The sequence below is a fragment of the Maritimimonas sp. 2210JD6-3 genome (assembly GCF_056591795.1).
The window spans coordinates 1-21,870 of sequence record NZ_JBWQOJ010000033.1 but is presented as its reverse complement, the minus strand read 5'-3'; the positions used below and the strand labels follow the sequence as shown (position 1 = coordinate 21,870).

At 37.8% G+C, this 21,870-nt stretch carries 15 protein-coding genes and 1 pseudogene; 11 read left to right on the top strand and 5 right to left on the bottom strand.

The features are described from left to right. The first annotated feature begins 33 nt into the window (after positions 1-33). The 7 genes from AC1EUY_RS12645 (at position 34) to AC1EUY_RS12615 (ending at position 12,996) form a co-directional block, all read left to right on the top strand. A complete protein-coding gene (locus AC1EUY_RS12645) occupies positions 34-2,388 on the top strand; it encodes a glycoside hydrolase family 2 TIM barrel-domain containing protein (RefSeq protein ID WP_480195910.1) in 2,355 nt (784 codons plus the stop codon). A gap of 119 nt (positions 2,389-2,507) precedes the next feature. Beyond that, positions 2,508-3,992, top strand: coding sequence for an MFS transporter (locus tag AC1EUY_RS12640; RefSeq protein WP_480195909.1), 1,485 nt, complete (start codon positions 2,508-2,510; stop codon positions 3,990-3,992). A 17-nt stretch (positions 3,993-4,009) separates the two neighbouring features. After that, entirely contained in the window at positions 4,010-6,397 is a 2,388-nt protein-coding gene (locus AC1EUY_RS12635; RefSeq protein ID WP_480195908.1) for a DUF5703 domain-containing protein, read from the top strand. A gap of 248 nt (positions 6,398-6,645) precedes the next feature. Then, complete coding sequence (locus tag AC1EUY_RS12630) at positions 6,646-6,888, top strand: hypothetical protein (RefSeq protein WP_480195907.1); 243 nt, start codon at positions 6,646-6,648, stop codon at positions 6,886-6,888. A 74-nt stretch (positions 6,889-6,962) separates the two neighbouring features. Continuing rightward, on the top strand, positions 6,963-9,032 hold the full coding sequence (locus tag AC1EUY_RS12625) for a kojibiose hydrolase (protein WP_480195906.1): 2,070 nt from the start codon (positions 6,963-6,965) through the stop codon (positions 9,030-9,032). Positions 9,033-9,042: 10 nt separating this feature from the next. Then, complete coding sequence (locus AC1EUY_RS12620; RefSeq protein WP_480195905.1) at positions 9,043-11,031, top strand: MGH1-like glycoside hydrolase domain-containing protein; 1,989 nt, start codon at positions 9,043-9,045, stop codon at positions 11,029-11,031. A 9-nt stretch (positions 11,032-11,040) separates the two neighbouring features. Further along, complete coding sequence (locus AC1EUY_RS12615) at positions 11,041-12,996, top strand: right-handed parallel beta-helix repeat-containing protein (protein ID WP_480195904.1); 1,956 nt, start codon at positions 11,041-11,043, stop codon at positions 12,994-12,996. Positions 12,997-13,155: 159 nt separating this feature from the next. Here the strand turns inward: AC1EUY_RS12615 and AC1EUY_RS12610 are convergent. The 4 genes and pseudogenes from AC1EUY_RS12610 to AC1EUY_RS12595 all read right to left on the bottom strand — a co-directional run. Beyond that, a pseudogene (locus AC1EUY_RS12610) lies at positions 13,156-13,451 on the bottom strand (sodium:solute symporter family transporter); the annotation flags it as partial. An 80-nt stretch (positions 13,452-13,531) separates the two neighbouring features. Continuing rightward, entirely contained in the window at positions 13,532-14,659 is a 1,128-nt protein-coding gene (gene galK / locus AC1EUY_RS12605) for a galactokinase (RefSeq protein ID WP_480195903.1), read from the bottom strand. Continuing rightward, positions 14,646-15,566: an aldose epimerase family protein gene (locus tag AC1EUY_RS12600; RefSeq protein ID WP_480195902.1), complete on the bottom strand. Its 921-nt coding sequence runs from the start codon at positions 15,564-15,566 to the stop codon at positions 14,646-14,648. Before AC1EUY_RS12600 ends, galK begins: the two co-directional genes overlap by 14 nt. A 10-nt stretch (positions 15,567-15,576) precedes the next feature. After that, on the bottom strand, positions 15,577-16,575 hold the full coding sequence (locus tag AC1EUY_RS12595; RefSeq protein WP_480195901.1) for a GntR family transcriptional regulator: 999 nt from the start codon (positions 16,573-16,575) through the stop codon (positions 15,577-15,579). A 361-nt stretch (positions 16,576-16,936) separates the two neighbouring features. Between AC1EUY_RS12595 and AC1EUY_RS12590 the strand changes: the two genes are divergently transcribed. The 3 genes from AC1EUY_RS12590 (at position 16,937) to AC1EUY_RS12580 (ending at position 20,302) form a co-directional block, all read left to right on the top strand. Continuing rightward, on the top strand, positions 16,937-17,755 hold the full coding sequence (locus AC1EUY_RS12590; RefSeq protein ID WP_480195900.1) for a hydroxypyruvate isomerase family protein: 819 nt from the start codon (positions 16,937-16,939) through the stop codon (positions 17,753-17,755). Positions 17,756-17,877: 122 nt separating this feature from the next. Then, positions 17,878-19,308 (top strand): LacI family DNA-binding transcriptional regulator, encoded by a 1,431-nt coding sequence (locus AC1EUY_RS12585; protein WP_480195899.1) that lies wholly within the window; start codon positions 17,878-17,880, stop codon positions 19,306-19,308. Beyond that, the gene (locus tag AC1EUY_RS12580) at positions 19,277-20,302 is read left to right on the top strand and encodes a UDP-glucose--hexose-1-phosphate uridylyltransferase (protein ID WP_480195898.1); all 1,026 of its coding nucleotides are present in this window, start codon (positions 19,277-19,279) and stop codon (positions 20,300-20,302) included. Before AC1EUY_RS12585 ends, AC1EUY_RS12580 begins: the two co-directional genes overlap by 32 nt. A 4-nt stretch (positions 20,303-20,306) precedes the next feature. Here AC1EUY_RS12580 and AC1EUY_RS12575 read toward each other — a convergent pair whose 3' ends face one another. Continuing rightward, complete coding sequence (locus AC1EUY_RS12575; RefSeq protein WP_480195897.1) at positions 20,307-20,471, bottom strand: hypothetical protein; 165 nt, start codon at positions 20,469-20,471, stop codon at positions 20,307-20,309. 620 nt (positions 20,472-21,091) lie between these two features. On the opposite strand from AC1EUY_RS12575, the gene AC1EUY_RS12570 reads away from it, so the two are divergent. Further along, positions 21,092-21,541, top strand: a complete 450-nt coding sequence (locus AC1EUY_RS12570) for a JAB domain-containing protein (RefSeq protein WP_480195896.1) — start codon at positions 21,092-21,094, stop codon at positions 21,539-21,541. The last annotated feature ends 329 nt before the right edge of the window (positions 21,542-21,870 follow it).

The following is a 21,870-nucleotide window of genomic DNA, read 5'->3' as shown; positions in this document are numbered from 1 at the left end:
GTTTTCAAAAGCAAATAATGGAACATCTAAATAATGAATAAGAACACTACATACCATTTTAATAATGATTGGCAATTTTTAAGGTATGAAAAAGGACCAAAACCGGCATTTTTTAGAGACAAGGATAAGTTTCTCAACAGTCGTCAATCTTGGGAAGAGGTAAGCTTACCACATATTCCGCGTATTGAAGATAAAGTAATTATGTGGCAATGGCAAGGAGACTGCGTTTACCGCAAAAAGTTTGAAGCTCCCAAAGCGTGGAAAAATAAAAAAGTGTTCATACGCTTCGAAGCCATAATGAACGTTGCCCAGGTTTCGGTAAACGGCAATGAGCTTACAACACATTTTGGAGGGTATTTGCCCTTTACGGTCGATATCTCTTCAGAATTGAATTTTGAAGAAGAAAATGAGATCCTTGTCGAAGTAGATAACTGGGACAATTCCGTTACGGGGCCTAAGCCGCTCCACTTGCTAGACTTTAATTATTACGGAGGCATATACCGAGATGTAAAACTAATTGTAAAAGATGCATTATACATTACAGATGCAATAAAAGAAAATAAAAAGGCTAACGGCGGTATTTTGGTTACCTATCCCAAAGTTGAAAAGAACAAAGCCTTGGTTAAGGTACAAACACATATAAGAAACGAACACAAAACAACGTGCCTCTTCAAAGTAAAACAAGAACTCTATTACAAAGAAAACCTTGTTGCGTCGGTAACTTCCAATGACATAGCATTGCCTACAGACAAACATTTACAGGTAGCTCAAGATATTGAGGTAAAACAACCTTCATTATGGTCTCCCCAAAACCCAAACCTGTACCATTTAAAGGTACAGCTCATTCAAAACGATGCTGTAATAGATGCCGAGGAAATAACCATAGGCATTCGGTATATTCAACTAAAAAAAGAAGGCTGTTGGATTAACGGTAAAAAAACATTTTTAAGAGGGGTCAACCGCCATCAGGAATATCCCTATGCAGGGTATGCAATAGGTTCTAATGCTGATTATAGGGACGCTAAAAAAATTAAGGAAGCGGGGTTCGATTATGTAAGACTTTCGCACTATCCACAATCCAATGAATTTATGCAAGCCTGTAACGAATTGGGCTTGTTGGTTGTTGATGCTATTTTGGGATGGCAATATTTTAATGACACACCAGAATTCAAGGAACAGCTCTATCAAGCATGCAGGGATATGATAAGGCGGGATAGGAATCACCCTTGTATTTTGGCTTGGGAGGCATCGGTGAACGAAACCGAAATGCCCGAGAAGTTCATAGAAAAAATGCACCGAATTGTTCATGAAGAACATCCAGGTAACCAAACCTACTCTGCTGGTTGGAAACCTAATTATTGGGATGTGTTCCTACAGTCTAGACAAGACAGGACAGGAGGGCATGGCTATACGGAACCCGACCAACCCTATATCGTCTCAGAATATGGGGATTGGGAGTATTATGCCGCCAACGCCGGGTTAAAACAAGATGACTGGTCCGAAATACTACCTGCCGAATTAAGTAGCCGCCAATTGTTGAGGTATGGTGAAAATAGGTTAAGGCAACAAACACTTAACATAGAAGAGGCCCATAGCGATAACTTTAATACCGTTGCTTTTGCCGATGGTTATTGGGTCATGTTCGACTACAACAGAGGGTATGCCAGTGATTTGGCGGGTTCTGGCGTAATGAGCATTGACCGTGTGCCGAAATTCGCATACCATTTCTTTAAAAGCCAACGTAGCCCCAAAGAAATCTCGACACTTTATGATAGTGGTCCCACGGTATTCATTGCCTCATGGTGGACGGAAGATGCCAACCTAGACATTCGTGTGTTCTCGAATGCCGATACCGTAGAATTATTGCTGAACAAACGCTCTTTAGGCGTGCAACGACCAGATAACACCAAACATATTGCACGTCCTCCATTTACCTTTAAGTTGAAAAAATTCGAAAAAGGCACCTTACAGGCTATAGCCTATATAGATGGTAAAAGGGTGGCAGAACACAAAGTTACCACTCCGGGGCAACCACAATCCTTAGATTTGGTTTTCGATAAATCTGGAAAAGCATTACAGGCTAATGTAAATGATGTTGTTTTTGTGTATGCAAAAATTAGGGATAAAAATAACATGATCGTTCCTGTAAATGATTTAGAAATAAAATTTACGACAAAAGGAGATTTAGAAATACTGAATACCTCCAAAATTATTACAGAGGCTGGAATCGCTACAGCAGTAATTAGAATTGGTAAATCATTGGATAATGCCAGTGTTAGTGCAAGCGCCACATTTATACTTAGCCAGACGGTTAATTTAAAGAATGAAAAACAAGTATATAATTTGGTTGGGAAAGAACGAAATAAACAATTGTTACCACAACAATAAAATGTATAATTTAAAAGAAGTCATTTGCCGATAATATTTCAGAAATAATAAAAATAACAACTACTTCTAAAAATCTTGTAACTGAAAGTGTTAAAGTTGAAGTTAAATAAACATAGTACATGAACCGCAACCAACAGAAAACAGGGTATAATCAAAAAATCGCAAAAGTCCCCTTTTATGAAAAAACAGCTTTGGGTATCGGCGCATTGTCCATGTTTTTTGGCTATGCATCAATTAGTATTTTGGCTTACCCAGTATATAACATCTTGTTGGGCGTAAACGCGGCTTGGATAGGTGTGGCGCTTATGGTGCCCAGAATCTGGGATTCAATAACCGACCCCATTATGGGAAAAATATCCGATAACTATCAATCTAAATGGGGACGCAGAAGACCGTTTATTGTTTTTGGCGCCATTACTATGGGTATCCTATTTGCGCTACTTTGGCTGGCACCCCAACATTGGAGCGAAGGTGAAAAACTGGCCTATTTTATTATATTTCAATTATTGTTTTTTACTGCCTATACTATTTTCTCTGTTCCTTTAACTGCACTATCCTATGAAATGACACCCGATTACCACGAAAGAACAAGGGTCATGTCATTTATGGCGTTTTTCCACAAACTTGGGGAATTGTTGGGAGGTTGGATGTTGCCTTTAGCTACTTCAATAGGCCTTGTACTTGTCGTTGGAGCAACCGACCTCAATATGCAAGGTGTCATTACGATGGCACTAATTGTAGGTATTGTTTTTATGGCTGTGGCTGGAGCTTTGCCCGGAATATTCGTTAAAGAACGGTTTAGACCTAAAGCCAAGAAAAAACAAAACGTAAAACTTTGGGACAGTATAAAAGGAGCCTTTTCTAGCAAGCCATTTGTGTTATTGGTCATCATTGTCGTGCTCAACGTACTTTCGGGCGTGTTGGCCATGGGGATAGACCAATATATCCTAATCTATTTTATGAACGATGGTAATTTGGGCGATGGACTGATTCAAAAAGCCATCTTGACTACTGGATATGGTGTTATAGGTTTTGTCTCCATACCCATCATTTCATATTTGGCAAAAAAGTTCGATAAAAAAGGAGCTCTCCTATTTGTGTATTCCCTAATGGCTTTTGGAGGTATTATGAAGTGGTTCATTTTTACCCCAGGTCATACCATTTACAATATCAATCTTGGGTTTACCATGTTAAAATTAGACCCTATCATTTTATTAGATCCTTTGTTATGTGGTCCCATGTGGGTGGCGGTTAAAATTATGCTTGGTTCCATGATGGCCGATATTTGTGATGAAGATGAGTTACATTATGGTCAGCGTAGGGAAGGAATTTTTGGGGCAGTATTCTCTTGGTTGGAAAAAATGGTCGTATCACTTGCCTATTTAGGTACAGGTTTGGCACTTTCTTTTGCGGCATTCAACCCAAGTATGGGAGGTGACCAAACTCCTGAAACATTTACAAGAATGCGTTTGTTCTTGGCAGGAGCACCTACAATCACAGCATTAATGGCCATTGTAGCGGTGTATTTTTACCCTATCGATGCAGAACGAGCGAAAAAAACGAGTTTAATACTTGAAGAAAGGAATAATGAAATTGATGCGTAAACTGAAATTGACTTAAAATGAAAAAAGGGTTAAAAATATTGGCCTTATGCCTTTTATATACAACATATTCCTGTGTTAAAGATACTAAGGAAAATATCGATTATATAGACCAGTACAATGTGGTCTGGAATAGCCAAAGCAAAAACTCATCGGAGTCTATGCCAGTAGGTGGTGGTGATATAGGTTGTAATGTATGGGTAGAAAATGGAGATGTATTGTTCTATATGTCCCGAAGCGGCACGTTCGACGAGAATAATACCATGCTTAAATTAGGACGAACCAGAATACAATTAGAACCCAATCCATTTACGGGAGCAGAAACAACCTTTACACAAGAACTAAATCTGAAAGAAGGTTGCATATATATTATAGGAAAAAACAAAGAACTTGAAGTCACCCTAAAATTATGGGTAGAAGTATTCCGTCCAGAAATTCATGTAGAAGTAGAAAGTTCCATTCCCGTGACCATAAAAAGCACCTACGAAACCTGGCGTACCAAAGACCACGAACTGGAGGCAAACGAACGCATGCAGTGCATGAGTTTTAATGCGTCCACTCCCGAGCAGGTTACCGTAACTACCTATAAAGATTCCATACGGCATACCAATAAGAAAGTGATTTGGTACCATAGAAACCGAAACGATGATTTGGTATTTGACAAAGAAGTCAACCAACAGCACCTTGACCCAATAAAAGAGCAGTTATGGAACCCACAAAAGAATTTAACCTTTGGGGGCAGCATGCAAGGCGAAAATATGTCCTTTTCAAAAACTGTATTGGGACGTTACCTAAATACGGATTTTAAGGGTTGGATGCTTACAAGTGATGCCCCAGATACCCATCAAGAAGTCATGCTGCAATTCCATACGGAACAAACCAAAACTATTGAAGATTGGGAGAGCCAGTTAGAAACACTTTCAAAGGTGAGCACATCGAAATCGGAAAGATGGCAGAAAAATCTAGATTGGTGGCAACAATTTTGGGACAGGAGCCACATTATTATCAATACCAATGTAAACGATAAGGAGACCGACAAAGGCTGGCAAGTGGGCAGAAATTACCAGTTATTCCGATATATGTTGGCATGTAATGCCTATGGAAAATACCCTACCAAATTCAATGGAGGCTTGTTTACCTACGACCCCCATTTGGTGCTGGATTATTATCCCAATGCCACACCCGATTTCAGGCAATGGGGAGGAGGAAGCTTTACCGCACAGAACCAACGTTTGGTGTATTGGCCTATGTTAAAATCTGGGGACTTTGACATGATGAAGACCCAATTCGATTTTTATAAGGATATTTTAAAAAATGTAGAGTTGAAAACCGAATATTACTGGGGACACAAGGGAGCTGCCTTTCCCGAGCATCCGCAAACATTCGGGTTACCCTATGCTGGCATATACCAGTACAAATGGGGTGAGGAAGGTCTAGGGCCAAGAAAGGAAAAATACAGTACCCGATACCTAAAAAGAAGTAACGGTGATTCTCTTAAAATAGCAGACGTTGGATATTTGAACAACCCTTGGGTGTCCGACCAATATGACACTGTGCTAGAATTTTGTTTGATGATACTGGATGCCGAACAATTTACGGGGCAAGACATTACCAAATACTTACCCTTAATAGAAAGCTCACTTATCTTTTTTGACGAACACTACCGCTACTGGAACAAAAGATTGAACGAAACTGAATTCGATAATAATGGGCATTTGGTCATTTACCCTAGTACGGCTTGTGAGACTTACAAAGTAGCCAAAAACCCAATACAAACCATAGCAGGTTTAAAAACAGTCATCCAACGGCTCTTGGAACTGCCAGAAACCTATCTATCCCAAGAGAAAAGAGCTTACTACAAACAATTTTCGGAAACCATCCCTCCAATTCGATTTCGGGAAATGAATGGACACAAAACCATTGCCCCTGCCGAATCATGGGAATATTTCTCTAATCAGGAAATTCCACAACTATACCCAGTATATCCTTATGGAATATATGGTCTAGGGAAACCGAATATACAAGTGGCTATAGATACCTGGAAATACGGTATGGACGACCCCATACAAAAGAACCATGTAAGCTGGCATCAAGACAATATTTTCTGTGCCCGCTTGGGATTGGTCGATGAGGCAAAGGAACTGACCATCAAAAAATTGCAAGATTCAGAGAGAAGGTTTCCTACATTTTGGGGCCCAGGACACGATTGGGTACCCGACCATAACTGGGGAGGCTCAGGAATGATAGGTTTACAAGAAATGCTTTTACAAACAGAAGGGGAAGAAATTCGTGTCTTACCCACATGGCCAAAAGAATGGCAGGTCGATTTTAAATTACATGCGCCCAATAGCAAGGTGGTTAGAGGAAACTATCATAAAAACCATTTGACTTTTGAAACAACTGACTAGGTAGTAATACCTCAAATTAACAAAAGAGAGGTAAAAAATATATAATTAATAGAATAATAATATAAGAGACTGTTTGGAAATATCACGATTATTTTTTTATGGCCTATTTTTGATGTAGAACGAGGCAACCCCGACGCTTCGGGGTTAAGCATAGCAGGCCTACGGTTCAAAATTTTAACAAAGTAATGCGCAAAAAGAGGCTATAAAAAAATAATCGTGATATTTCCAAGCAGTCTCTAAATATAAGAATGAAAAAACAATCCTTTTATGTAATAGCAATTTTGTTTGCACTAGTGGCACAGTCCTATGATAAAGAAATAAAAAAGGAACTTACTTTTTTAACATTTAACGAATGGCATGAAGGCGCTTCTGTTCCTAACGGATTAAATAAAATCCGTGATGTTATACTAGAAACAAACCCTGATGTTGTTTGTTTTGTAGAGGTGCGTAATTATCAAAATCAAGATTGTGAAGACTTACCCCTTTTTTGAAGTCTTCAGTAAGATGTTGTTTACAACAAAAAAAATAATCGAATCAAATTACATAGAAAATGATAAACACAAAAATGAAAAACGATATACTAAATTTACTGGTATTATTATTTGCAATATTTCCGATTTTGTCCTTCTCCCAATCAAACAACGGTTGGAATATTTCAACGAACAGCACTAAAGATTATACGGGAATTGTTGTTGCAAATGGTCGTCTGGGCATGCTTTCTTCCGAAGAATTGTTTCAGATAAAGCATGTTATATTAAACAATGTCTATGAAATAGGGCATACTGCAAGTGCCCCCGGATCAACTTCCGATGTGAGTACAATTATTCAAGGCATCAATTTTGGCAATTTAGATATGGAAATTGATGGTGAAAAAGTAACCCGGGATAATATAAGCGATTGGCAACAGAACCTAAATATGAAGCAGGCCGCCTTCACAACTTCTTTTGTTTTTAAGGGCACAAGGCTAAGTTATACCATGTATGCACTTCGTAATGTACCGTATGCCGCCTATATCGATTTTAATATAGATGCCAATAAAAACATAAAAGTTAAAGTTACGGGCAAATTAGAAGCTTCGGAAGATTTTCAAGATGCTAAAAGCAGCTATCGTGTTTTGCGGGATGGTGAGACCACAATGCCCATTCTTCAAACAGTAGCAAAAACACGGTATGGGAAACATAAAGTAGCGGCCTCGGCAACTTTTATCTGGCACGATATCAATTCCGTCAGGGAACATTTAAGACCGGAATTAACGCATCATAAAACTTCGGAATTCAATAATACCTTATCGTTTGAAAGTGACATTGAAGCGGGAAAATCGTTCCATTTTGCATGGACCGCGTCAGAATGCACGACAAAAGATTTTGATGACCCCATTTCGGAATCCGAACGTTTTGTTATTTACAATTTGTTGACACCAAGGGAAAAACTAATAGGAGAGCACAATGCCTTATGGAGCAAACTATGGGAAGGCGATATTATCATTGAAGGCGATTTGCAGGTGCAGCAAGATGTTCGGTTGGCTCTGTACCATCTTTATGCCTTTGGAAAGGCCGATGCCAATCTAAGCATTGCGCCAATGGGGCTATCGTCCCAGAGCTATTACGGACATGTTTTTTGGGATGCCGAACTATGGATGTACCCACCCTTGTTGCTACTAAACCAAGACATAGCCAAGTCTATGGTAAATTACCGTTCAGACCGATTGGCTCCCGCAAAAAGAAAAGCACGACATTATGGTTTTCAAGGTGCCATGTTCCCATGGGAAAGCGATGATACCGGAGAGGAAGCTACCCCTACATGGGCATTGACAGGACCTTTTGAACACCATATCACAGCAGATATTGCCATAGCGTTTTGGAATTACTTTAGGGTAACAAAAGATAAAGAATGGCTTAAAGAAAAAGGATGCCAAATACTAAAGGAAACTGCAGATTATTGGGTAAGTCGTACCACAAAAAACACCGATGGAAGCTATTCTATACTAAATGTAGTTGGAGCTAACGAATTTGCAACGAATGTAGACGATAACGCCTTTACCAATGGTTCTGCCATTACAAACCTACGCTTTGCAACTGAGGCAGCGAAAGTACTCGGCGAGAAAGCCAACCCCGAGTGGAAAACCGTTGCAGACAATATAAAACTACATCGTTTTAAAGACGGTACAACCATGGAGCACAGTAAGTACGATGGTGCCATTATCAAACAAGCCGATGTAAACTTATTGGCATACCCGCTCAGTATCGTAAACGATAAAGAAACCATAATTAAGGACCTAAAATATTACGAGCCAAAAATACACAGAGGAGGCCCCGCTATGGGAAGAGCCATACTGTCCATTTTATATGCGCGTTTGGGAGATGCAGATAATGCTTTTCGTCTTTTTAAACAAAGTTATGAACCTAATAAATGTCCTCCTTTTGGTGCACTTTCAGAAACCGCGTGGGGTCGTAATTCCTATTTTGCAACAGGCGGTGGAGGTATGCTGCAAGCCATACTTTTTGGGTTTGGTGGTCTTCACATAACCGATAATGGCATTGTTCAAAAAAAACCAGTTTTACCTAAAGCATGGAAATCTTTAACATTGAAAGGAATAGGACCAGAGAATAAAACATATACCGTTAATAATAAATAAAAATAACATTATGAAAATTACTAAAGCACTATCTCTGATAGTCTTAATGATTCTATCTCTAAAAGTAAGTTGGGCACAAGAATCCGTGGCAAAAAAGATGCTCCATCAGGAAGGAATGATTAGCGTAGAAGCAGACAAGCCTAACACCTTTGTCTTTACCGATTTAGGGGCATGGCATGGCTATGGCTTAACGAAAAAAGAGGATAAAAACAGTGCTATTGCTTTTAGGGGACCTACTTTTTTAATCAATAGTGGTTTTTTTTACAGCCCAAGCGAAACGGAAGGCTTGGTACAATTATCTGTATTTAAAGATGGCACTAACCTAAATTTTGAACGTAAAAAAGCTGAATACACACCTGGAATGTTGAGCCAAATATTCGAATCTAATAATTTAAAGGTATCACAGCGCTTAATTTACATTACCTCCAACAAAACATTGACCGAAACGACCATACAGAATACAGGAAACAAAAAACTATGCCTTGATTTAGAATGGAGTATCATTCCGTATTCAAAAGATAAGGAAACCGTTAAAACTGTTGATGATGCCATGGTTTTTGATGTCAATCCACACGGTGCGTATGGGCTTGTATTTCAAAACAAGGACATTCAATTGAGTGTAACTGCCAATGAAGGCAAAGCGCTTTTAAAAAAATTAAAATTAAAGCACGGACAGAAAAAAACCATCTATTTTGAAGAAACCTATGTCCCAGACGAAAAAATAGACTCAGAACGCTTTCTAAAGACCATAAAGAATAATGAAGCTCTCTATAGCGAACGTATTGTACAAAACAGAAAACGTTGGCTAACCTATTTTGAACATATTGCCAAGACAAAAACTAAATGGCTCAATAGTGAATACAATCAACGTGTAGCCGTAAAAGCGCTACAAACCCTAATTACCAATTGGCGAAGTCCTGCGCAGGATTTAAAAGGAGACGGAATTTACCCCTGTCTTGGCTATTTTAACGGTTTTTGGGCATGGGACTCTTGGAAACATGCGGCTGCTTTAGTGGATATTGCTCCAGAATTGGCCAAAAACCAAATAAAAACCATGTTCATGCTACAAAACGAAGCTGGAATGGTTGGCGATGTTGCCCGTTATTTTGAAAGAGATAATAATTGGCGAGATACCAAACCTCCTTTAGCAGGATGGGCCGTATGGTTGGCCTATGAGGCTACAAACGACAAGGATTTTTTAATGGAGATGTATCCTAAACTGGTTAAATATCACAACTGGTGGTACAAAGAACGCGATGCCAACCAAAACGGACTTTGCGAATATGGTTCTACCGATGGCACTCACCAAGCGGCAGCCTGGGAAAGCGGTATGGACAATGCAGTACGTTTTGATGACACCAAAGTGGTAAAACAACCCTACGGAGGGACATACGACCAAGAATCCGTAGATTTAAACGCCTATCTATGGCAAGAAAAGGGATTTTTGGCTAAAATGGCAAAAATACTGGGCAAGCAGACCGAAGCCGATACTTTCCGCAAAGAGGCAAATCTATTAAAAGACAAAATCATGAATCGATTTTGGGATGAAACCGATGGCTACTTTTACGATTGGTCACTTAGGGACAACAAAATGCTTAAAATTGCAGGGTCTGAAGGTTGGACTCCGCTTTTTGTGAATTTAGCATCACCAGAACAGGCTCGTCGTGTAAAAGACATTATGTTGAATCCAGAAATGTTCAACACCCATGTGCCCTTGGGTACACTGGCCAGAAACCACCCAAAATACGAAGTGGATGGCTATTGGAGAGGTCCTATATGGGTAGACCAAGTGTATTTTGGCATTATAGCATTACGTAATTATGGGTATCAAGAAGAAGCGGGTATGCTTCAAGAAAAAGTTTTAAATAACCTTAAGGGTATTGCTGCCCTAGGAGTCCCTATTAGGGAAAATTACGACCCCGATACCGGTAACGGCATTAGAGCCGTACAGTTTAGTTGGTCTTCGGGACATTTGTTGATGCTATTAATGGGTAAATAAACTGCGATAATGAATAAAAAAAGCATCATCCCTATCATAATTATTTGTTTGGCATGTATATCCTTTTTAGGATGCGAAACAGCTTCAAACCAACCAGAAAAAGCATATCTGGTCCTAACTGAACGCAAAGCCTCAGAAAAAGGTACAACCTATTTTATAGACCCTAATAAAGGAGATGATTCCAACACGGGAACGTCTAAAAAATATCCTTGGAAAACCTTTAAAAAGATTAACCAATTGCAATTAGCAGCAGGAAATTCCGTTGAGATTTTATCTGCCGGAGATTTTAAAGAATCGCTTTTTCTCACAGGGAAAGGCACAGCAGAAAATCCAATTTCTATAACGTTTGCACCCGGAACTTATAATTTTTATCCTGAAAATGCCTTTAAAAGCAAGTTCCACATATCCAATACCAATGATGCCCCTGAAGCTTTTAAAGCCATAGCATTTTATTTTTTAAATGCTGAAAACGTGATTTTAAATGGTAATGGCGCTGAAGTTGTTTTTAGGGGCAAGGTTATGGAAACAGGCATTCGATATTCAAAAAATATTACCATAAAAAACCTTTCATTCGATTATAAGCGTCCCACCGTATCAGAGTTTGAAGTTATACAGGAAACAGAGCGTTTTGCAGATGTAAAAATACACCCAGATTCCCATTATAAAATTATAGATAGTGCTTTGGTTTGGATAGGAGAAGGTTGGCAACATAAAATACAGCCATTGTGGCAAGAGTTTAATACAAGCCAGCAAAACGTTAAGCGGGTCTTTATGGCAAGTACTGAAAGTTTTAAGTTTACAGAAATAGAAAAAAATAAGCTACGCATTTATTATGACAAAAACCCTGGTTTTAAAACAGGTATTATTTATCAGAACAGAGACATTTTTAGGGATTATGCGGCTATTTTTACCGAGCACAGCAAAAACATCCAATGGAAAAATGTTCAGGTTCATTTTATACACGGCATGGGTTTTGTGAGTCAGTTTACAGAAAATATCTTATTTGACGGGCTATCGGTTAAACCTAAGGACAATTCTGGAAGAACTTGTGCTGCATGGGCAGATATACTTCACTTTTCGGGGTGCAAGGGCGATATTATAGTGAAGAACTCTTTTTTATCTGCTGCCAACGATGATGCCATTAATGTACACGGCACTTATTTACGTATTGTAGAAACACTTTCAGGCAATAAATTAAAAGTACGTTATATGCATCCGCAAACTTATGGATTTGAAGCGTTTTTTGCAGGAGATAGCATTGAATTCATCAACAATGCAACGCTGCTGTCTTATGCGAAAAATAAAGTGGTTGAAGCTAAAATGTTGAATGAAAAGGACATGGAACTTACTTTGGTTCAAGACATCCCCAAAAATATCGGTTCAAACGATGTGATTGAAAATACCACATGGACCCCTAACGTTACCATTACCGATAATAAAATAGCACATATTCCCACTCGGGGTGTTTTGGTTTCCACACGGGGAAAAATAAGCATTGAGAACAACGAATTTTTTAAGCCTTTTATGAGCGGTATCCTAATAGCTGGAGACGCGAACAGTTGGTTTGAATCTGGTCTTGTAAGGGATGTACTCATCAAAAACAATACATTTATTGAATGCGGCGAGCCTGTTATTAATATACATCCGGAGAATGAAGAAACTTTCAAGGACAACTTCATACATAAAAACATTCGGGTAATTGACAATGTATTCAGAATAGAAAAGGAAAAAGTTCTATCGGTAAAAAATACAAAAGGCATTCAATTTTTAGATAATACCGTTCAATCAAAAAACATTCTTCAAGAAAAGGATATTTTGCTTTTTGATGCTTGTGAAGATGTACACTTAGAAGGAAATATTATAAACCAGATTATAAATCAAAAATGGAATATAAACCTGTATGGTTGGCCATTATTACCCTTATTTTTACAAGTAGCCATTTTGATAAAAATAAGGCATCCTTAGATAATGAACCTAAAAATTCAAAATCCAACATCGTCAGCATTTATACTGACGATTTGGGCTATGGCGACTTGGGTTGTTACGGTGCTGTTGGTATAGAAACTCCATATATAGACAAACTGGCAAAAAAACGGCGTCAGGTTTACAGATGCCCATTGTACGGAAATATTTTCCAAAAATTATTAAGATTAAAGCCGCCATCCATTCATAAGAGGTAATGGACAGCCTCAGGGCAAATCCAGAGCCTGATATGCCTAATAAACTGTTCTGCAGAGATGTCGGCGGCAATCAATGAGGCTCCAATGACCCACTAGGGCAATGATTTACCGGCTAAAAAATAATCTTCGGCATTTTTTTGATGCTTTTTTGTCTTTTGATACCCATAGACCAACACCCAAAATAAGAATGGCGTAAGAGATGAATATGAAATAATCAAGAATTTCGAAATTTGAAGGCATATGGATTGGTTTTGTTTGTTGGATGGTTTAGCTCAACGTATTTTGGGATTTATTCTGATATATATGATTCCAAAATCTATTCATACTTTCTTCACACCATCACCAATAGAGGTCAATATGGGCGCTAGTTTGATATCGAAATGTTCTTCATACGATGCGGAGAGATTCTCTACAAACTCATTTACCCTGTCTTTATGTACAATATTGATGGTACAGCCTCCAAAACCACCGCCCATCATCCGAGAGCCCAGTACATATTCTAGATTCATTGTGGCATCAACCAGAAAATCCAACTCTTTACAGCTCACTTCGTATAGCGATCGTAATCCCTCATGTGATTCATACAAACAGGTTCCAAATCCCTTCAAATTTTTATCTTTTAAGAAGTTGACCGCCTTTAATGTTCTTTGATTTTCCTGGGTAACATAGAGCGCCCTGTTATAGACCTTATCGGGAAGGATGCCCCTAAATGTTTTGACCACCTTTTCAGGAACATCGGTCAAAAACTGAAATTCCGGATGTTTTTTCTGAATGGCCTGTAGTACCGTATGGCACTCGTCACGCCTTACATTGTATTCACTACTGACCAGGTTGTGCGATACGTTGGTGTTTAGCAGTACTACTGTGTACGGATTAAAATCGACTTTAATTAGTTCATAATCCAAGGTTTGGCAATTCAAAAGAATTAAGTGGTTTTTTCTGCCTTTTACAACCGTAAACTGATCCATAATGCCACATTTAGTACCAACAAACGTATGCTCTGCATCACGTGACAGGGTGATGATTTCCAAATCGTTAAGGCCAAGGTCGAACAGTTCGTTGATTCCTTTGGCAATACCACATTCTAACGCCGCAGACGAGCTGATACCCGACCCCAATGGTAGGTTACTTTCAATAATGCAATCAAACCCCTTCATGGCATTGGGTCTCAAAACGTCTATATGGTACAGTACCCCTAAAATAAAATTCTGCCATCCTATATTGCTCCTTACCAGATTGTGTAGAGTCACCTTAAAACTGCTTTTAAAATTGCTCGACAAAATCTCGCATTGGTCCGTATGGTTTTTTCTGAAGTTCAATGTGATTTTTTTGCCTATGGAAGCAGGCAATACGTAACCTCCGTTGTAATCTATATGTTCCCCGATAAGGTTGATCCTTCCTGGCGATGCGATAGTCAATTCGCTTTTAAATGTTTTAATGTCCAGCATGGTTATGGAATTGATGTTTTCTGAATATTTTTATGTGCCAGTCTATCCCATAGATTTCCCCCGGTTCCAATACTTGTAACCCAATGCCGTTATTAAAACTATTGGAGACTCCAGTGGTGGGTTCAATGGCCAGCGTGTTTGTTTTGTTTGGAGTATAAAGCTGAAGGAAATTTTGTGTTGACGATGAGTTCAATTCCATACGATAATCTGGTGTTATAAACCGTATCGTGTTGGAGTCTAATGCAAAACAGTCATCCAGTTTTTGGTTTTTGATCTCAAATCTGTCGTCAATTCGTATTGCTTTAGTGCTAGTAGTGATGTTCCTTTTACCAAATACCATTTTTTTACTGCTATCGAATTCCAGATAGCTTTTATAGAGATTGGAACTGTTGAAATAGGGGTGCCAACCTACTGTAAAGGGAAAGGGCTCTACATCGGTGTTCTCTATTGAAACCTGTAGCCCTAAACCGTGTTGGTTGAAGGTATATTGAAGCAATATTTTATACCTAAATGGAAAACCTTTGATTCTGTTTACTTGCTGATAGCCCAATTTAACCATGGCTCTTTCTTCCGACACTTTTCTATCTAATACTTCAAAGGTTTTATTGTAAACCAAACCGTGCAGAGCGTTGTTTTCTTCCTTTTGGTTTGTTTCCAGTTGGTATTCCTTTTTGTTAAATGAGTAAACACCATCCTTAATTCTGTTGGCAAACGGAAAAAGAATGGCAGAGGCATAGGTATCGTTGTATTCCAAAGGGTGTAGATCCTTTATAACTTGGATATTGTCATGGTAATATTCCTGAAGGATACCGCCATTATTTAAGTCTATTTTGGCAAAAGTGCCATTGTCTGTACCAGTTAGCACAATGTTGTTTGGGACTTTATCATTTATTTCTATTTTGTACATTGCTGTGCTGTTAGAGAGAGTGCCTTACAATCAAACGGTTGGGGTTTTCCAGTTTGATTTGCTTTTTATTGGTTATCATGTCTGCTAAACGTTCCCCCATCATCTTAAAATCCGTTGAAAGGGTGGTTATACCGCCTTCCACTATTTCCTTGAGTAGGGTGTCATTATAGGAGATGATGCCAATATCCTTTGAGAGTACCAGTTTCTTGTCCCTGATTTTTTTGATGACCTGTATAAGGCTCCTGTCATCGGGAATGATGTACACCTCACCAATTTGAGGAGTTTGCCCCTCAGGCGAGGATATCACGCTATTTTCAATAGGGTGCTGTTTACAGAAACGCTTAAAGCCATCCAGCATGCCCTGGGGCTGTTTTTCTGCATCGAAGAGCAAAATCAGTTTTTCGTATTTTTCAATAGCATTCAGAGCTTTGGTAAGGCCATTGAAAATATCCTTCTCGAAGTTTTGGTATATGGCTGGATAGGATGAGAGTTCCTCATGCGTCTGATCTAGGATATACACTTTATCCTTTGGTAATTTTTCCAAAACCTGGTTGATATCCCTTAAATTGGCTGGCATGATCACATAATAACTGTAGTTGCCAATGTTGTCGTAAACCAGCTTCTTGAAAACATTAGGGTTAAAATGGTGGAAAAATATATCTACCTGAATATTATCTCCTAGGTTTGACAGAAAAGCATTGTACATATCCTCCTTGAACGAATTCAGTTCATCGAACAATAAAAATATTTTTTGTGCAATCTTGACGTCTTCGGTCAGCACATAGAACCCTTTTCCAGCAATGGATTCGATGATACCACGGTTTCGCAGTTCGTTGAAAGCAGTAAAGACCGTATCCCTTGAAACCTTGTGCCTAATCTTTATGCCGTTTACCGAAGGCAATTTATCCCCTTTTTTCAATTGTCCACCCAAGATGGCATTTTCAATGGATACCACTATTTGCCTGTATTTTGGTTTGCCTGAATTCTGCTTTATAGAAACGATTCCCATAAGGTAAATATATTGAATATATTATTTATATACAAACTAGTATGTACTAGTATGTTTTTTAATGGTAATTTTATATATTAGCATTTTGAAAATTGATGATTTGAGTTTGTAGTAATTAATTGACAATTAATTAAGAAGGTAGGGTTTTGACTTAATAAAATTTAAGAAAATAACATGTTAGTCTGAAGAAAAACTATCTGGTTTTATTTGTCAAAAAGAGACATTGCGGCTGAATAAATGATAAAATTGATTAAATAGCTAATCTTGTCATGATCTTAGATAGCCAAAATAAAAAGTGTTGTAGACGAAATGCCATAAAAAAATAGTAATAGCTAGAAATTGTTTCTTCACAGGAAGTGTCATGATGAATAGTATTGAGTCGAAAAATAAAGATTTAAAAACGAATGAAAGTAAACCGAAGAATAAGATAAATCATGCAGTTTGTAAATGGTGTTATGAAAATATTCCTTTAGAAGAATTTTCTGAAAAAGCTCAACTAATGGGCATAAAAGGCATTGACCTTCTTTGCCCTGACGAATGGTCAATAGTTATGAAGTATGGCTTAGAGTGCTCATTAGCAACGAATAAATTTGTGAGTATTGAAAATGGTTTTAACGATGTCAAGAATCATCATCATTTAATTTTCAATTATAAAGATTTATTAAATAAAGCAGCAGATTCTGGAGTAAGTCAAATCATTGTGTTTTCGGGTAACCGAAATGGCATAAATGATCGATTAGGATTAGAGAATTGTGCTAATGGTTTAAAAAGTTTAGTCAAATATGCTGAAGGGTTGGGTGTAAACCTTATCATGGAGTTATTAAATAGCAAGATAGATCATCCAGATTATCAATGTGATAATACGGAATGGGGTGCTATGTTGGTTGATAAAATTGGTTCTTCCAATTTTAAGCTTCTCTATGATATCTATCATATGCAGATTATGGAAGGAGATATTATTGCTACAATTAAAAAATATCATGAATACTTTGCCCATTATCATACAGGAGGTGTTCCTGGGAGAAATGAGATTAACAATTCTCAGGAATTAAACTATAAAGCCATTATGAAAGCAATAATAGATACTGGGTTTAATGGTTATGTAGCTCAAGAATTTATACCTACTTATAATGATAAATTAACATCTCTAAAGGAGGGAATTAACATCTGTGAAGTTTAATTTTTTTATGTGAGACGCTAAAGTTTGAAACTAATTTTTATTTAGCACCTGCCTTAAGCTGTGATAATAGAGCAAAGCTCAGTAAAAATTCAAAAATATTAGAGAATCCTCATCATAATAATGTGGAAAAAGGTATAGAAAATATTGAAGGAATAATTTGGATTCCGGGAGACTCTTTTATTCAAGGTGCCTTACCTAGTGATAGTTATGCCTTAGCTCATGAAAGACTGGCACATAAAGTTACGGTCTCTAGATTTTATATGGATATTCTTGAGGTCACTAATGTCCAATTTTCAGAGTTTGTCAAAGAAACAGGCTATATTACTGTTGCTGAAAGAATGGTGAATTGGGAAGATTTAAAAGAGCAATTGCCAGAAGGCACGCGAAAACCATACTATTCAATACTAAAGCTGGGTACCTTGACCTTTATGAAATGTCATAGTAGCCTTACCAACCTAGAAGATTGTTCACAATGGTGGAACTGGACGGTTGGGGTTAATTGGAAACACCCCAAAGGTCCAAAAGTCACCATGCGAGAGTTGTCACGTAAACTGAATGTATCGATATCCACAGTATCAAAATCGTTGTCCGAGAGCCACGAAATCAGTGAAGATACTAGAAAGCGTGTACGAGAAGTGGTGGAAGCACTGCATTACAAGTCTAACTATTTTACATCTAAATTACGGAGAGGCATTCTAAAAGCAATTGGGGTTATATTACCAAACATCCTGAATCTGTTTTATGCTAGAATGTTATCAAGGATAGAAGAAACATTGGTAGGTAAAGATTATAAAATGTTAGTCCTGTTTTCTAATGATTCTACTAAAAAGGAAATACAGTGCCTATTTCAATTGAGCGATGGCTCGATAGCAGGTATGATCGCATACATAGCTAGGGAAACACAGTTAGCTAAACGTATATATCACTTTAGTAAATGGGATAAAGGGAAAATACTCATAGTCTATGTGGACAGGTTTTATGAATCCATCGATAAGGATCAGGTAGTTTTCGATGATTATGAAAGTACCTATCAAGCCTGTTATGACCTGATCCAAAACTCGTCATGCAGGCATATCATTTTTACCTCCCTTATCGGAAAACTACCTATCGAAAAACTCAGGTACAATGATTATAGGATGGCCATGTTGCGAAATAACCTTGGGAGGAACATCAAAGCACTTCGTATCATGGAACTAACCATTTTTAGAAAGAAATTTAAAAACCTATTGGAACAAAGAAGAATCGATGCCATTATCTGTGTCAACGGATCAAGAATAGAACAGGTACTGGATATATTGGAAAATGATCAAATCCCAGAAATATCCAAGATTCCCATTGTTGGGTTTTGTAGCAAACACTTGAAAACACTCTCAGGATATCCCCATTTTTTTATTATTGACCAACGTGCGGGGGATTTAGTGAAACAAGCTGTAAAAGTTTTGCTTAACAGAATATCAACGAACTATTCACCGGCTTACCAAGTCCAACAAATAAAATCAATACTGTTAAAATTGAGCAACTATGAACACTTTTTTAGAACATACACATATTAGAAAAAATCCGATGACCAGAGCCCAAGTATTAGTTTCTCCCAACCGTACCAAGCGCCCATGGCAAGGGAAGCAGGAAGAAAGTTCCACTATCAAGGGAATAAGCTATGATCCCAACTGTTACTTGTGCTCAGGTAACCAACGCGCCAACGGAAAGACTAATCCAGATTATTCAAATACGTTCACTTTTGTTAATGATTTCTCGGCATTACAACTGGAGTCAAAAAGCAGAAGTGTCAAGGATGGATTTTTGGAGGCGCACTCCGAAAGAGGCATCTGCAAGGTGGTTTGCTTTTCACCAGACCATTCACAGACATTGTCACAGATGACTACGAACCAGATTGAAAAAGTGATAGAAACTTGGCAGAGAGAATTTAAAGAGCTGTCCTCCCATGATTTTATCAACAACGTTCAGATATTCGAGAACAAGGGGGCTGTCATGGGTTGTAGCAATCCACACCCACATGGACAGATATGGGCGCAGGAGACGATTCCGTTAGAGATAGAATTGAAGACCAAAAATTTTACTTTACATAGGCAAAAATCCGAGAGGTCACTATTGGAGGATTATCTGACCCAGGAGCTTAAGGCGAATCAACGTGTGATTGACGAGAATGAACATTTTGTAATCCTGGTGCCCTTTTGGGCTGTTTGGCCTTATGAAACGATGATCGTTCCAAAACGTGCCATGGAGCATATTACCGAAATGACCATCAATGAAAAGAAGAGTTTTGCCGAATCGATAAGCATCATTACCCGAATCTATGACAAGGTATTCAATGTGCCTTTTCCTTATTCAGGAGGCATCCACCAGGCACCTGTCGATGGCAAAGGGTACAAAGACTGGCACTGGCATATGAGTTTCTATCCTCCTCTTTTGCGTTCAGCTACTGTCAAAAAATTCATGGTGGGCTACGAGATGTTTGGAATGCCACAAAGGGACATTACTGCGGAATACGCAGCCAATGTACTGAAAGAACTGAAGACTGACCTCTGAATGTTCAATTGACCAAATTATTTCCCATAACTTTTGGATGTCCTTCAGGATAGTAACCAATAAGGAAAGTTTCAAAATCAGAAATAAACTTATAGTTCAATTGATTTAAATAGATAACATCAGTCTTTAATCTAGAGAATTCCTCGCAGCTTGCTGCGGGGAGGTTCATTGATGAGATTCGAAAAGAAATTCGGAATGACGCTTTAAAATATGTTTATGATATAAAACGGACATATAATAAATTGTTGTCCAAGTACAACGAAAACTCGCAAATCATAAACTTTTATTCTTGGTGACCACGATAGAATTACTTTTGGTGCTCCTTTGTGGTTCCTCTTGAAAATGCAACCTTGCATCGCTATCGCTCACGGGTTTTGCCATTTCTTTTCGTTTGCTAAAGCCTTTGGCTTATGATTCTCTATGAAATAACAAAACCCTGCATTTTCATACAGGGCTTGCGCTTTAAGTGACCGCGATAGGATTCCAATAATAGTGCGGAATTCTTCGCTTTTATCTATATTTTTAAAAACTTTACAAAATCTGTTGACCGATTTGTTGACGATCTATTTGATTACAAACGATGCTATTTGTCTTTCAAGAGTAAAAGTATTAATATTTTTTGAGCTTTCTGTAATTCATTCTGTCTTACTTTTTTCTATGGCAAATAACCAATATTTAGAAGTTGACCGGACTGCATAAAGCCGGTACACTTTGTTTCCCTATTTATAAGTCCTGTCTCAATTCTAAATATTGAAAATCCAAGGCAACGAAAAAGTAAACAATTGACTTATGAAAACTAAAGTGAATGAAATAAAAATTAGTTATAATGAAAAAATTAGTATTTCTAAATCTCCAATAATCAAAAACTCATCTGATGCTGCCAATATTATTTTTAAAACATGGAATAAAGATACTATTGCATTACAGGAGAGTTTTAAAGTTTTATTACTTAACAATTCGAATAAAATAAAGGGAATTTATGAACTGTCGCAAGGAGGTATTACTGGGACAGTGGTTGACATTCGAATTTTATTTGCAATAATACTAAAGTCACTTTCAGTTGGAATCATCCTTACTCATAATCACCCATCGGGAAAATTACAGGCAAGCAATTCAGATATTGAACTCACCGAAAAAATAAAGAAAGCAGCTACACTTTTTGATATTAAATTACTCGATCATTTAATCATCATTCCAAATGGCAATTACTATAGCTTTTCAGATAATCATATTATTTGAATCGATTTGATTTAATATACCTATAGTTCAATAACATTAGATTTCATAACTTTAAAAAAACAGAAATTTTAAATTTTCAGTATGGTCGATCCACTTTTGATTTGACTTTCCTTATTGATCATACTCAACAATATTTTAGAATATGTAGCAACTGATTTTTAAATCAGTTTGTTTGGATTTTCGTCACGCCATGGCGTGACGAAAAGGAGAAGCAAGAGGGTACCGTGCTCACGCAACGGTATATAATCTATTTGCTTCACAAAACCCCTGTTTGTAGGGGTTTACAAGGATTGGTCAAAAAGATGAAAAATGGGATTTGCAGCAAAACC